The 14,998-nt window shown below is 33.6% G+C and carries 14 protein-coding genes; 3 read left to right on the top strand and 11 right to left on the bottom strand.

Translation table 11 applies throughout. The features are described from left to right. Positions 1-9: 9 nt before the first annotated feature. The 10 genes from pmrA to J3T98_RS07535 all read right to left on the bottom strand — a co-directional run bounded on the left by pmrA (position 10) and on the right by J3T98_RS07535 (position 9,121). A complete protein-coding gene (pmrA, locus tag J3T98_RS07580) occupies positions 10-672 on the bottom strand; it encodes a two-component system response regulator PmrA (RefSeq protein WP_267362532.1) in 663 nt (220 codons plus the stop codon). A 122-nt stretch (positions 673-794) separates the two neighbouring features. Beyond that, on the bottom strand, positions 795-1,373 hold the full coding sequence (locus tag J3T98_RS07575; protein ID WP_141673891.1) for a phosphatase PAP2 family protein: 579 nt from the start codon (positions 1,371-1,373) through the stop codon (positions 795-797). 51 nt (positions 1,374-1,424) lie between these two features. After that, the gene (locus J3T98_RS07570) at positions 1,425-2,117 is read right to left on the bottom strand and encodes an amino acid ABC transporter permease (RefSeq protein ID WP_267362531.1); all 693 of its coding nucleotides are present in this window, start codon (positions 2,115-2,117) and stop codon (positions 1,425-1,427) included. Positions 2,118-2,123: 6 nt separating this feature from the next. Then, positions 2,124-2,843 (bottom strand): amino acid ABC transporter permease, encoded by a 720-nt coding sequence (locus tag J3T98_RS07565; protein ID WP_065733860.1) that lies wholly within the window; start codon positions 2,841-2,843, stop codon positions 2,124-2,126. Between the two features lie 3 nt (positions 2,844-2,846). After that, positions 2,847-3,674: an ABC transporter substrate-binding protein gene (locus J3T98_RS07560; RefSeq protein WP_267362530.1), complete on the bottom strand. Its 828-nt coding sequence runs from the start codon at positions 3,672-3,674 to the stop codon at positions 2,847-2,849. Between the two features lie 230 nt (positions 3,675-3,904). Continuing rightward, the gene (locus J3T98_RS07555) at positions 3,905-4,369 is read right to left on the bottom strand and encodes a YhcH/YjgK/YiaL family protein (RefSeq protein ID WP_267362529.1); all 465 of its coding nucleotides are present in this window, start codon (positions 4,367-4,369) and stop codon (positions 3,905-3,907) included. 53 nt (positions 4,370-4,422) lie between these two features. After that, positions 4,423-5,619 (bottom strand): sialidase family protein, encoded by a 1,197-nt coding sequence (locus J3T98_RS07550; RefSeq protein ID WP_267330615.1) that lies wholly within the window; start codon positions 5,617-5,619, stop codon positions 4,423-4,425. A 12-nt stretch (positions 5,620-5,631) separates the two neighbouring features. Further along, entirely contained in the window at positions 5,632-7,035 is a 1,404-nt protein-coding gene (locus J3T98_RS07545; protein WP_267330616.1) for a sodium:solute symporter family protein, read from the bottom strand. A gap of 43 nt (positions 7,036-7,078) precedes the next feature. Next, entirely contained in the window at positions 7,079-7,957 is an 879-nt protein-coding gene (locus tag J3T98_RS07540; RefSeq protein ID WP_267362528.1) for a dihydrodipicolinate synthase family protein, read from the bottom strand. 27 nt (positions 7,958-7,984) lie between these two features. Then, positions 7,985-9,121, bottom strand: a complete 1,137-nt coding sequence (locus J3T98_RS07535) for an iron-containing alcohol dehydrogenase (RefSeq protein WP_267331666.1) — start codon at positions 9,119-9,121, stop codon at positions 7,985-7,987. A gap of 227 nt (positions 9,122-9,348) precedes the next feature. On the opposite strand from J3T98_RS07535, the gene dtnK reads away from it, so the two are divergent. From dtnK to J3T98_RS07520, 3 genes are read left to right on the top strand one after another with little or no spacing between them, the layout of a single operon-like run. Beyond that, entirely contained in the window at positions 9,349-10,623 is a 1,275-nt protein-coding gene (gene dtnK / locus J3T98_RS07530) for a D-threonate kinase (RefSeq protein ID WP_267331667.1), read from the top strand. A 12-nt stretch (positions 10,624-10,635) separates the two neighbouring features. Continuing rightward, positions 10,636-11,619, top strand: a complete 984-nt coding sequence (pdxA, locus tag J3T98_RS07525; RefSeq protein WP_267362527.1) for a 4-hydroxythreonine-4-phosphate dehydrogenase PdxA — start codon at positions 10,636-10,638, stop codon at positions 11,617-11,619. 23 nt (positions 11,620-11,642) lie between these two features. Beyond that, positions 11,643-12,404 carry a DeoR/GlpR family DNA-binding transcription regulator gene (locus J3T98_RS07520; RefSeq protein WP_141677452.1) on the top strand — a complete coding sequence of 254 codons (762 nt, stop codon included), beginning with the start codon at positions 11,643-11,645 and terminating at the stop codon, positions 12,402-12,404. 281 nt (positions 12,405-12,685) lie between these two features. On the opposite strand, the gene pbpC is transcribed toward J3T98_RS07520, so the two are convergent. Further along, positions 12,686-14,983, bottom strand: a complete 2,298-nt coding sequence (gene pbpC / locus J3T98_RS07515; protein WP_416380621.1) for a penicillin-binding protein 1C — start codon at positions 14,981-14,983, stop codon at positions 12,686-12,688. Between the last annotated feature and the right edge of the window lie 15 nt (positions 14,984-14,998).

The following is a 14,998-nucleotide window of genomic DNA, read 5'->3' as shown; positions in this document are numbered from 1 at the left end:
AAATAATAACTAATTATTAATATTGAGTTGATAGCCATACCCACGCACAGTCTTAATTAAATCTTTTCCTAATTTATTCCTTAAGGCGTGAATATAAACTTCAAGCACATTTGAACTTGGATCACTCTGCCAATCATATAGATCATTTTGTAATAAACTTCGATGCACTTTTTCACCGGCTTTCAACATCAATCTAGATAGTAAAATAAATTCTTTTGGCGTCAATATCACTTCTTGATTATTTAAAGTAGCTTTTTGAAGTTTAATATCTATTGTAATAGGACCATAGTTAACAATATTATCGGCAGTTCCTTGATTTCGACGAATTAACGCTCTTATTCTGGCTAGCAATTCGGTTAAGGCGAAGGGTTTTATTAAATAATCATCTGCACCAAGATCTAAACCTTCAACCCTATCTTCGATAGTATCGCGAGCGGTTAAAATTAGTACAGGAATATCGATATTTTTTTTGCGCCATCGGGTGAGTAACTCTAAGCCATCACAATCAGGCAGACCTAAATCAAGAATAATTAAACTAAACTGTGCAAACTCAATAAGATCCTCAGCTTGCTTGCCATTAGATGCGACTTCACAAACATAGCCATTAGACGTTATCGCGTCATATAAACCTTTTTGTAATAAACTATCATCTTCTACTATAAGAATTTTCATTATAGTGTTACCTGATTTTGATTTAAGAAATGTAACATTTACAACTATTATACGCTTTACTATTTATTTCCCAATGCTTTAAAAATTTAAGTTCATTTTGATAGTTATAATTTAGCGAATAATTATTTAAAACTTTTTGAGCGTATAAACCATATCTTTTTGACTAAATAAACAGAGATAAAACTTAACAACATACCCACCAGAATATCCAGTGGCCAATGAACACCTAAGTAGATTCGACTCCAACAAACAAGTAATGCAACAATCGTACATAGATAAGTTAATGCTTTAAATTGCTTTTTATAATTTAGATAAAGTGAGAAGCAAATAGTCCAAATAAAAACAGCGTGCTGACTAGGAAGAGAACTCGTTTTATCGTGATTCAAATAGTTCGTACCAATATTAAGAACAAATGGTCGTGGAGAATAAAATAGATGTCGAATAACAAAGGTTACAAACAAGGCTACAGCCAAACCTAAAGCAATTTTTATGATTAATTGTCTATAAACAGGTTTGAATAAAAAACATATTCCCAATATGACTATAGGAACAAAGATTAAATAATTTGCACAAAATATGGCAAAAAGAATAAATAATTTGGAGGCTTGTTCTTGAGCATTAATTAATAAAAAAAGATGAGTGTTCATATCAAGCAACATACAACGACCTATAAAAACAATATTTAGTTGTAATTTAATCAATAAAGCTTAAAAGAACCTTAAAAAGGATTTTGAACATTTAATAAATGATATTTATCGTTTATTTTTTCGAGTAATCAAATGGTATTTCGGCAATATAGAGACAGTAAAATCAAGTGCAGCACAAATAATAAAATAAACAACAATCACAAATAAAAATATTTCAGTAGGATAAACCATACTACGATTATTAATTTGGGTAGCAATGAATGTAAATTCTGCAACACCCACTATATAAGCTAAAGACGTATCTTTAATTAATGATACCCATTGATTAACAAATGAAGGCAGCATCATTTTTAATGCTTGAGGAAGAATAACAAAAATGATGACTTGTCTTTTATTTAAACCTAACGAAAAAGCCGCTTGCCACTGTTCTTTAGCAATAGCTACCATTCCCGCATATACGGAATGACCAATATATGCGCCACCAATTAAAGATAAAGCAAAAATAACTGTTGTAATAGCTGGCACATCAACATTCAATAGCACTGGCAACAAAAAATAAGTCCAAAATATCAGCATAATAACGGGAATCGCTCTTAAAAATCCTAATACGACAACTAAAAGTTGACGTAAAAATCCTTTGCAAACAGTTAGACCAATACCAGCGAAAATACCAAAAATAGACGAAAAGATAATAGCAGCTAAGCTCATCAAAAGAGTCAACACAATACCGCCTGGGAAATTACCCCACATTAGGTAATCTAAATTATTCCAAATTACTTCAAAACCTTTAAAATCCATAAAAAATTAGACCCTGTTTAATCGCTTTGATTGATAAATATTGCCTAGTGTCCCAACAATAACAATGGCTAAAATATATAAAAATGTTGCTATCGCAAAATCCTGAAATGTTTTCAGCGATTCGGTTTCAACTTGACGTGAAACATAAGATAGTTCCAACACCCCAATAGCCATTGTTAAAGAGGAATTTTTGATGATATTCATATATTGACCAATTAACGGAGGAAATGCGATACGAATGCTTTGAGGTAAAATAATAAACCGCATACTTTGCCAACGTGTAAGACCTAAAGCTAATGATGCTTGTTCTTGACCATTGCTTATTCCCAAAATTCCTGCTCGAAATTCTTCAGCAATAAAAGCGCTGGAGTAACATGTTAATCCAATTAAACCAATAATAAATTCAAAAGAAGGCATTTTTAAAGAGAAAAAAAACAGCTGGATTTGCGGTTCATCAAATAGCCACATTTTAAATTCTACTGGTAACAAATTACCTATACCAAAATACCAGAAAAAAAGCTGCGGTAACAATGGAGAATAACGAAAAATAGCGTTATAACTAATTACAACGCCTTTGATAATTTTGATATGACTTTGTTGAGCAATAACTAGCAAAAAACCAAATATTGTAGAGAGAATGATTGTTAAAACTGAAATAGCGATAGTGACTAAAAAACCATCCCACAACCACCATAAATAACGAGGTTCCAGTAATTGCTCATACATTATTTATTGACCTTTACCTATTTTGAAATCACCACGAGGCATGGCTGAATTTGTATCAGGTCCAAACCAACGGTTATAGATAGTTAACGCTTCACCATCATTTTCAAGCTTTAATAATATTCGGTCAACTTTTTCTTTCAAGCGGGTTTCCCCTTTTGGAATACCTACAGCTTGATATTCTTGAGTTATACTAAATGGAGATATTTCAAAAGCAGCTCGTTGTTCTTCTGGAACATTAGCAAGTAAACCAATTAACTTTGCGTCATCTTGAGTAATAGCTTGTACAACACCATTGCGTAATGCTGCAAAAGCAAAAGGTGTATCATCATATGAGATTACTTTAGCAGTTGGGTACTTCTCACGTAGAGTAATTTCCATCACTGTACCTTTATCGGCACCTATACGAAGATTTTTAAGATCATCTGCTGTTTTTAGGAATCCTTTTTTAGCTACAAACTTCTGGCCAGTAGCAAAATAAGGCAAACTAAAATCGACTGTTTTAGATCGTTCATCAGTAACCGTAAAGTTTGCAACAATCAGATCTGCTTTTTGTGAGGTTAGTAAAGGAATACGGTTGGCTGGATTAGTTGGAACAAGTTCGACTTTTACATTCAATGCTTTAGCAATTTCATTAGCATAATCAACATCAAGCCCAGCAATTTTATTAGTTTTTTCATCAATAAATCCAAACGGAGGATTACTATCAAAAACAGCAATCTTGATCTCCCCTCGTTTTTCAATATCATCCAAACGATCGGCGTAGGCTGAATTGATACCTAACAAGACCGTAAATAGTGCTGCAGCTGTTAATGATTTAGTTAAAAATTTCATATCGACTCCGAAAAAATGAAGGACTGGTTTATATATATATCAAGTCTATCAATAAAGAATCGTATGGATAAATAACAAATGTTTACATGGTTATAACTTATAGTTATATTGAATTATGATACATATCAGATACGTTGAAAATACATAAAAGTTTTAACTAAAAAAGCAAGCTCAGTAACTGAACTTGCTTTGGCTTACTTGTTGGATGTTTTAGTAAATGATAATTGAATTTAAATAATATCTATGGGAACTTTAAATACAGCTTTTCGTACTTTTTGTGGAACATTAATCATACACAAAGTCTGATGGGCTTCACCAGGTGCAAAAGTAACAAAATCTCCTTCAGTTAAATAAATAGCATTATTTATCTTAGGATTTTCCAAAATATACAAATCAGGTTTTTTCTCATAGCAAGGTTCATTACTAGAATCAATCAAACTGTAACGAATGATTTCTTCACCTTCTAAGATCATTTGAATATCTAAAAATAGCTTATGGAACTCTGTATGTCGCTCTTGCTCAGGCGAAGTATAAGAATCACCGACATTATAAAACCACCTTTCTCCTTTTAGTTGATATTTACCATCAGGTAAAGTCTTTAGATATTCAAAGCTAGCCTCTGGTCGAGCTAAAATACTATATAACGACTTAGGTAGTGTTGCTAAATGTAGAAATTTTGTATTACCAGCAATCATTTCCAATCTCCCTTTGCCAGTTTACTTTTTAAAATTTAAGCCCTTTAAATTTGCTAGAACTTATTATTAATAGTGGACTTAACCCAATCCTCTTCAACCAAAACATATTTAATTGCCATTCTAAAATAGGTATAGGCAATGTGTAACTTACCATCTAAGCCTTGTTTGATACTTGGATATGAAAACTCTCGATTAAGATTGTCTTTTGAATTATTTGACATACAGTAACCATCACCTTCATCCAAATTTCGAATATAGGGCCATGTTTTACCATTATCAGTGGAAATTGCTAACGACATAGGCGCTCTAGGAGCACCCCAGAAAGCATTTTTTTGCCCATCAAGAATTTTTGCTTCTTCTTTATGTGCACTGCTTTCATCTTCTATTTCATCATAAAGAGACACTCGCCTTTCTTTGGCATCTTTGGCACTTGAATTATTAAACACTAAGGCAATATGTCCATTATCTAATACAGTGGCTTGAATTGATGAATTATTATTAGGTAAAATGGTAGCAATTGGTTTTGTCCACGTATAGCCACCATCTGTTGATCTACTTTCATAAATATAATCAGCCCAACGACTTCGAAAAATAGCATACAAAGAGTTATCTTTTAGCATTAAGATATTCATATGCACACAGCCTAGGCTTTCAGGAACATCAATATTTGACCATGTCTTACCTTTATCTTTAGAAATCATCACACCGCTAGTGTCATAACTTCCAACCCACTTTTCACCGGGCTTTGCAATACAGTAAAAAACTGGCAATAACCAATCCCCGTTTGGCATAACAGTAATAGGCTGGCGAATAAAAATACCTTTATTGGGGTCTTCCAATAATGTTTCAATCGGCCCCCAGGTTTCTCCATAATCTAGTGATTTTCGATAACGGACAATCGCAGTATCTTGGTTTCCTGAAATTTGCGCAGTATACAAAATCCATAGAACATTATCAGGATCTAAAAAGAATAATGGATTTTGTTCAGATCGTGTTGGATCGTCTGAAAGTTTAACCGCTTTTGTCCATGTATCACTTCCTTTTTTCAATCTAGAATAATACGCAGAAATGTCAGGAATCCCTTCTTGTGTTCCTCCAAACCAAGTGCAAAGTAGATCACCGTTTGGCAATTGCAACAAATTTGCTGCATGATTTTGCACACATTCGGTCGGCAAATATGCATCAACACGTTTTGTATCATCAGTGTTTTTACATAATCGGCCTGAACAATCTAATCTTACTTTTGTCATTCCGTTATCTCCTTATAAATTATCCGCTTTCACTTTAGTTTTTACAAAAGGACTGATTAGCACTTTGTCTAATAACATAATTAATGCAGGTGAAATTAATGCTACATACATGTTATTAATACCAAACGGATCACCGCAGTAGAACCAAAGAGACGTTATAATTGCAGCACCAACTAAAGCCATATTTGCAGCTCGAGTACTATTTAAAAATGGTAGATAGAAGGCTATCATTGCCACAATGGTAATTGATAATCGAATTGCTCTTGTGAAGAATGATAATTTCAGAACTTCAGGGAAAGCAAGTACAAGTAATAATGGAGCAAAACCAACAATAACCGAAATAATTTTTGTTGCTTTAAATTCTTTTTCTGCTGTTGGCTTACAGTAAGGAACATAGAAATCTTTAACAATTAAAGAAGCTATTGCTAATGCCACTGTACTAACACTGATAAAAATTGAAGCAACTAATGATGTAGTAATAATGCCTGCCATGATAGGATTCATATCTTGAATAAATACAGGTAATGCATATAAACTTTTGATTTCAGGGTGAAGGAATTTTGCACAAACACCGATAATAGCTATTGCTATCGCAATTGGTAAGCAGAAAAAGAAAGCATACCAACAAGCTCTTTTAGCTGATTTAGCATCTTTAGTTGATGATATAGCTTGAATAACAAATTGTGTACAGAATATTGAACCTATAGTACCAATTAACCAGGCGAAAATTGTACTTGCACCGATTGAACCATCCCAAGTCCAATAATGAGGTGGCATTTGTTCAATCATAGGACCAAAACCACCGGTAAGATAAAGCGCCGTTCCTAAAATAAATAACACACCAAAATATTTAACGGCGCTATGAATAATTGTTACATAAGCCACACCTTTCAATCCACCAAAAGCGAAATAAAATGTACTTACCACTGCAGTAATAAGAGCAGCAACAGGTAAAGAGATTTGGAGCACAGTAGAAATAGCTGCAGCTCCACTAATATAATTTCCAACATTTACTAGTGTTAATGCATAAATCATTATTAGAGAAATTAAATTCTTAGTTGAGTTACCATATTTTTGTGCAATAGCACCAGAAATAGTGATTTCTCCAGTGTTATAAATTTTTTTAACTAATATCAAGCCAAATAATGGAAACCCTATTGCAGCACCTATAACTGACCATGACGCTGCAATACCATTATCAAATGCAGACTGAGCTGTTCCTATAGTTGACTTCGCACCAATATACTCAGTCATCAATAAAATACCTACAACAATTGCAGGTACAGCTCGAGAACCTTCCATGAAATCACTATTGTTTTTACTTCTTAAAAAATAAGTCATCCATGAGGTAGCTAATATGTAGAGAACCACAATACTAATTATTATTATTGTGTCCATCGTTCCAAAATAATGCATAAATCACCTTTCATCTTTAATATAATTACAATGTAAATATTTGTTATAGTTTTTTAATAATATTTTTAATTGTTGCTATATGTTCATCAGAGAACATAACTGGATAACGACTTACACCAACATCTTCGCCCATTAGAGTTAATGCTTTCTTCACAGCTGCTGGTGAAAATACTGTTGCATACAAATTTTTTCTTAAATTTCCAACGGCATCTTGAGCAGCTTTAGACTTAGCTAAATCACCCTCTTTAAAATTTCTCCAAATGGCATTGATATAACCCGGAGCTACATTTGCGAGTCCTGAAATTGATCCAACTGCCCCACCAACAAAACCTTGATAAATGAGCGAATCTGGCCCTGTTAATACATCAAATCCATGTATGTTGTTAGCTACATCAAGAAAAGCTTGTAAGCTTTCTGCACTACCTGCACTATCTTTAATACCTAAAATATTGGGATGTTCAGCTAATTTGGCTGCTGTTTCAGGTTGAATTGTGTTACCAGTTCTGACGGGGATATTGTATAAAAAGACGGGAACAGTAAGAGCGTCAGCAATAGCCGTGTAGTGATAGATTAGCTCTTCTTGTTTAACTGGTATAAAATAAGGTGCTATGACTGATACAGCATCAACACCTAATTTCTCTATCTCTTTGCCTAATTTGATTGTTTCACGTGTTGAGATTTCCCCAATATGAGCCATAACTGGTGAACGGCCAGCAACTTCATCAACACAAACTTCAGTCACTTTAATTTTTTCTTGAGTACTTAATACAAAAAACTCACCATTAGTACCATTACAAAAAACACTGTTACCATTAGTTAATTGACGTTGAACTTGTTTACGCATTCGTTTTGGACAAAAATCACCGTTATCATCAAATGTAGTCACGATAGCAGTTAAAATCCCTTCTATTTTTTTTCTCATAATATTTACTCCTAATAGCCAAAGTTTCTATAAAAGCGATTGATAAATAGCTAATACATCTTCTTTGGAAACTTGCTTTGGCACGTTATTCATTAAACGTTTCACATCAAGAGCTGCATCAACTAAATAAGGTAAGTCATCTGGTGAAATATTAAGTTCTTGTAATTTACTAGGTAATGCTAAACGTTTTACTAATTCTCTAAAGTAGTTAACTAAAGCATGCGATTTTTCTTCTGCGGTTAAGGTTAGAACGGCATCAGGTAAAAGATCATAGGCTTGAGCAAATTTATCAACGACTGCATCTCGAATAAATTCCATACAAGGTACAAGTAAAATTGCATTAGCAACTCCATGAGGGATATGGTATTTACCACCAAGTGGGTAAGACATAGCATGAACTAAATGAGTACCAGCATGAGCAATAGCGGCACCACCACAATAAGAAGCCCAAAGCATATTTAATTTTGCTTCTATATCAGTGATATCATTAACTGATTTTTCGAGTGAATTGAATAGCTTTTCCATACCTATCAAAGCATAATTATCACCAACCGAATTAGAGATACTGGCTGTAAAACACTCTATTAGGTGGCATAATGCATCTATACCTGTTGAAGCAGCAATATGCTTTGGCATTGACGTTGTTAATTCAGGTGCTAAACAAACATAATCAGGTAACATGACGGGAGAAATAATACCCTGCTTGGTCATTTTTTCAGGTATAGCTAGAATCGCATTTGGTGTTGCTTCTGATCCTGTACCGGCTGTAGTCGGTATCAATACAGAAGTGCACCGCTTAATTGGTTTTTGCCCATCTAATAATTGTTCAAGAGTAATATTGGAATCTTTAACGCATAAAACAGAAATCAATTTAGCTACATCAAGTACACTTCCACCACCTACACCTATTACGAGATCGGCGTTAGATACCTTCATTTTATTAAGTAAGTTAGTTACATCTTGATGGCTTGGTTCCGGCGGAATATCATCAACTATGGTTACTAAAGCAACATTTTCTTGCACTTTTTTAATGAGTTCTTTTGTTACGGATAAATTAATAATATTTTGATCTGTTATAAACAGAACATGCTTACGATCTTTAAATAAAAAATGAAGATCTTTTAAAACTCCTTGTCCACTAAGAATTGTGCTATTTATATGCATAATCATCTCCAACAAACGCCCCAAAAATGACAATTAAAAATCATATTGATTTCATTTAATCACTAAATGTTAATTTATGTTTGCATTTTGATCAAATTGAATATGAAAAACTATGATCAAGATCACATAATGCAATTTTTGATTTATTTTAATCATAATAATTGTTTTTTTTAATAAAGAATATGTATAATCAGAAAACTGGAATTATTTATAATTAAGAGTTCTTAATGATTAAGTTGATTATTGCTGATGACTTCACCGGTTCTAATGACGCTGGAGTTCAATTAGTAAACAAAGGATTGGTTGTTGATGTAATTTTCAATTGGGAAGAAGCCAACTTATCAGAAAAACATAGTTTTCAAGAAAGTAAAAATAATAATGTTATAGTCGTGAATACTGAAAGTCGCGCCGTTACAAATAAAGAAGCCCAAAGAAGAATACAAAAAGTTATTATTAATAATCCTGACGTTAAGCAAATTTATAAGAAAATTGATTCTACTTTACGAGGAAATATTGGTACTGAAATAGCCACGCTATTGGATAATTTTAAAAATAAAGTTGCGTTGGTTGTTCCTGCATATCCCAATATGAATCGTACGACAATAAATGGAAATTGTTACATAAATGGAATTGAATTAATTAATACTGAATTTGCTAGTGACCCTAAAACGCCTGTTTACTCATCAAATATAAAAGATTGTATTGAACAACAAACAAACTATTCATGTGTAGAGGTCAATTTAGATCAAGTAAGAAATTATAAGTTAAAAGAACATATTGAAAATGCTATCAATAATGGTAAAAAAATGATTGTTGTTGATGCTGAAACAAACGGTGATTTGCAATGTATAGTTGAACAAATCTTACCATTACAAGAGAAATTATTACTAGTTGGATCAGCTGGTTTGATTGATTTTTTACCAATAATTCATCAAGAAAAAAATACAACTAAGCCCAGGATAAGTACTCATCCATTATTAGTCATAGCGGGTTCAATGAGTGAAAAGACACAACAACAAATAAATTATACGGTTAATCAGAATGATAATTGGGTAATTTTTGATATAAATATTACCGAATTATTACCAAATATATCATTATTTACATTAACCCAATTAACAAAAAAGATTCAATCACAACTAGATTATCAAAAACATTGCATAGTCAGAACAAGTTCTAATATAGACGATCGTTATAAAGTTGAAGATTATTGTAAGGAATATAACTTAACTCGAGAACAACTTGGTGAACATATCTGTCAATCTTTAGGTCAATTAGTCAATCGGCTACAGTTTAAAAATCTATTTTTGACTGGTGGAGATGTAGCGATAGCTATAGCCAAGTCTTTAGGAGCTATAGGGTTTAGAATTGAAGGACAAGTAAGTCCTGGTGTACCTTATGGTCAATTAATAAGTAACAAACCTATAAAATATCGTGTATTTACCAAAGCTGGAGGCTTTGGTTCAAATGATATTTTTTTAAAAACATTAGAATTTATTTAAAGGAGAAGTACGATGTCAAAAATCGTAGCGATAACAATGGGGGATCCAGCTGGTATTGGACCAGAAATTATTGTAAAAGCTCTACAATCAGAAGTACTTAAAAATATACATTCTGTTGTAGTTGGTTCTGCTGAAGTTCTGAAAAAGCAATTAAAAATGGGGTTATTTACTAATGTTTCAATTAATGTGATTGAACAAGTTAGTAATGCTATTTTTCAACCTAATATTATTAATGTCATTGATATAAAGTTAGATGATATTGATTCTCTAAAACCTGGTATCATTCAACCGCAAGCTGGTGATTTGGCTTACCATTGTGTGAAAAAGGCGACTGAGCTTGCTTTAAGCGGCGAAGTTTCAGCTATTGCCACCGCACCATTAAATAAAGAAGCCTTATATTCTGCTGGGCATATGTATCCAGGACATACCGAATTATTAGCAAAATTAACTGATAGCAAAGATGTAGCAATGGTGCTTTATACCGATTCACTTAAAGTCATCCATGTCACAACCCATGTCTCATTACGTAAATTCTTAGATACCTTAAACAGTGAACGCATTGAAAAAGTAATTAAAATTGCTGATAATTTCCTTAAAAAAATTAGGATTAAGCACCCTAGAATTGCCGTTGCAGGCGTTAATCCTCATGCTGGTGAACATGGTTTGTTTGGTGATGAAGAGATTAAAATTGTTACTCCCGCTATCGAAAAAATGCGCCAATACGGAATTGACGCCATTGGACCATGTGCACCAGATACTGTATTTTTACAAGCACACCAAGGCAAATTTGATATAGTCGTTGCTATGTATCACGATCAAGGTCATATTCCACTTAAGTTATTAGGATTTTATGATGGTGTAAATATTGCAGCTGGTTTACCTTTCATTCGCACATCCGCTGACCACGGAACCGCCTATGATATTGCTTGGCAAGGTGTCGCAAAACCAGATAGTATGATAGAATCAATCCGATTAGCGGAACTGTTATCTAATTAAGTAAAATAAAAGAGGAGTTTTCAGTGGGAAAATACAATCGACTAGATCAAATCATGGACTATTTAAAAATTCATAATCTAGTGACAGTCGAAGATTTAGTTATTGCTACTGAAGCCTCTCCAGCGACTATTCGTCGTGACTTAATCAAATTAGATCAACAAGGTGTCATTAGTCGAACACATGGAGGCGTGACACTAAACCGTTTTATTCCAAATCAACCCACTACTTTCGAAAAAATTCACAAAAATTTTAATGAAAAACAACTTATAGCAGATGTAGCTGCAAAGCTAATAAAACCTGGTGACTCAATCGCTCTTGATGCCGGTACTACGACATTAGAAATAGCAAAAAGAATTACGCAAATGCCAGTTAGGGTCATTACATCTGACTTACATATCGCGCTATTTTTGTCTGAATTTAAACAAATTGAAGTCACAATAATTGGTGGGAAAATTGATGACAGTAGCCAATCTTGCATCGGTGAACATGGTCGCTCTTTGCTTTTACAAATTAATCCTGACATATCCTTTGTTAGTTGTAACTCTTGGAGCTTAAGTAAAGGTGTAACAGCACCAACTGAAGATAAAGCATTAATAAAATCTAGCTTTGCCGAGAAGGCAGATAAAGTTGTTCTTGTTGCAGATAGTAGTAAATATAATACTTATTCTTTATTTACGTCTATACCACTAAACCGCTTTACTGACATTATTACTGATAATCATCTTGATACAGAATCCGTACAAGCTCTTCAAAATCAAACATTTAAATTACATATTGCCAAATAATATCTTCCACTAATAAGAGATCAACAATGGACTGACTTTATTTGTAGTATTAGCTTTATTGAAAATAATTATCCCACTGATCACTATATTTTCGTCTACATTGATTATCTAACTTTTGTTAAACTTATCTTACAAGCACATTGAACACTGACATAAAGTGTAAATGCTAACTGTTTCCGCCACATTAGATATTTCTGTTAATCCCGATTAAAATAAACCTCAGATAACGATCCGTTACAAATTTAATGGGCAATAATTTAACCACTGAGTTTGTTACTTAATTAATCTGACATAAACTTTAATCGAAATATTTGTCCGCTTTCATCTAATAATAGCAAACGATGAACACCTTTTTTAGCAATAGTTAAGGCCACTTTTTCATTATCTTTGGAATTAGCAACTAAGTTTCCATCTAAAAACCACCATTTTTCCCCATATCCACCCTCTGGAGTTAAATCAACTGTGACTTGATGACTTCCTGGTAATGCTCTAATCAATTGTTTATCACGTAAACCTACAATATTGAGTGAAGCAAAAACATCTTGTCCCATTACAGGGCAACTTTTATCAATTGGTGGTAATAAAGTCCGCCTTTTCTCTTTTGTTAACAAAAAGTTTTCTAATGATACTGGCCATAGGGCAAGTTGTTTTTTTTGTGCTCCGGGGCAATCAGCAGCAACACGTTCACCTCGTTCATTAACCCAAATCGTTATCCAACCAGAACGATAGATATTATTTTTTAGTTCACCATAGGTACTTAATGTTGGCGGTGTCATATTGTTTAAAACCCATGCAGTCTTTTGACGGTGACAATTTACATCAGATTCTGGAAGAGGTTGCCCTAATGGCCAACAAATTTTCGTAGAAGATACTGATGCTGGTTTTTCATAAGTAGTAAGTGGACGATTTAAACGATTTTCTCTATTTAACAAAATAGAATTAACATGTTGTAAAATTGGCATTGCAGACATTGAACCATATTGCCCAACAACGGGAGTACCATCAGGACGCCCTACCCAAACGCCAATTAAATATCTTGGATTGATACCAACTGCCCAAGCATCCCGATAGCCATAACTGGTTCCTGTTTTATAAGCTAATAGATTACTATTAATTAACATTTGTCTTGTTATCCAAGCACTACCATCTGAAATAAAGGGTTTATTAATCAATGGCTCTTTTTGAGTAAAGCGCAATGGACTCACTTCGCCATGCCTAGCAAATGCACTATATGCACTAACAAGATTATCCATCCTTAATGAAGCACCACCTAATATATAGGAGATATTAGGTTCATTGCCTATCGAAGATAAAGGTAACCCAATACCAGCCAATTTACCTGCAAATCGTTTTGGGCCATATAACTCAATTAATTGAACCGCTGGTAAATTTAATGATTTACTTAATGCGTCAGACACACTAACCGGCCCATAGAAACCATCATCGAAATTGGTCGGACGATAATCGGTAGTAATGCGAGGAACATCTTGCAACAGCGATTCAGAATGAATCATACCTTCATCAAGAGCAAGCGCATAAATAAAAGGTTTTAGTGTAGAGCCAGGAGAACGTAACGCACTAATCATATCAACTTGGCCAAAGCGTTCATTGTCATTAAAATCAGCTGAACCGACATAACCTTTTACTGTCATATCAGTATGATCGACTACTAGAATAGCCAATGATGTTTTAGGCGGTAGTTGTTTCACACGATTGATGGCTAAATCTTCTAAATTATATTGAATTGAAACATCAATAGTGGAATGAATAATATCCTCATTAGGGTATTTATTTTTTAAACGATAAGCCAGTAAGGGAGCCACTTGTGGTGCTTTTCGTGGATATACCCAAACCTCATCGCGCCGAACGGTTTCGATTAAATCATTTGACCATACTTTATATTCTGCCAATCGGTCTAATACTTTATCACGAGCTTGTTTGGCTCTTTCAGGAAATCGGTCGGGTCGTAATCGACTTGGGGCTTGAGGCAACACTGCTAATAATACTGCCTCACTTCTTGTTAACTCTTTGGGCTGTTTACCAAAATAAGACCAACTTGCCGCCCCAATACCTTCTATTGTGCCACCATAGGGTGCGTGGTTAATATATAAAGTTAAGATTTCATCTTTACTATAATGTAATTCAAGCTGGAGGGTTCGAAAGATCTGTTTTAGCTTACCCGTTAGCGTTCGATCGTGTGGATATAATAATCTTGCCACTTGCATAGATATAGTACTACCACCGGAAACGATTTTATCATTTGATATATTTTGCCAAGCTGCACGAAATAAAGAAATCGGATTAATACCTATATGTTCATAAAAATAGCGATCTTCATAATTTAATAAAACTTCAAGATAATAGTCTGGCACTTCATCAAGACTGACCAAATAACGCCAAACACCATTTTGATCAGCAAATCGCCATAATGGCGTTTCATCTTCTGCAACAACGGTTTGTGTAGTTTTATTTTGTAAAATAGATAAAGGAAAAAGAGAGTCAGCAATAAAAAAACTACTGCTCAATAAAACTAATAATATCAAAAAAAATTTAAATATTTTATAAAAGCATTTTTTCATTATCTTTATTATGTG

The sequence above is a fragment of the Gilliamella sp. B2772 genome, assembly GCF_026536985.1.
GTDB classification, from domain to species: Bacteria; Pseudomonadota; Gammaproteobacteria; order Enterobacterales; family Orbaceae; genus Gilliamella; species Gilliamella apicola_E.
Note: the sequence above shows the minus strand (reverse complement) of the source record. Positions and strands in the feature narration are given on the sequence as shown.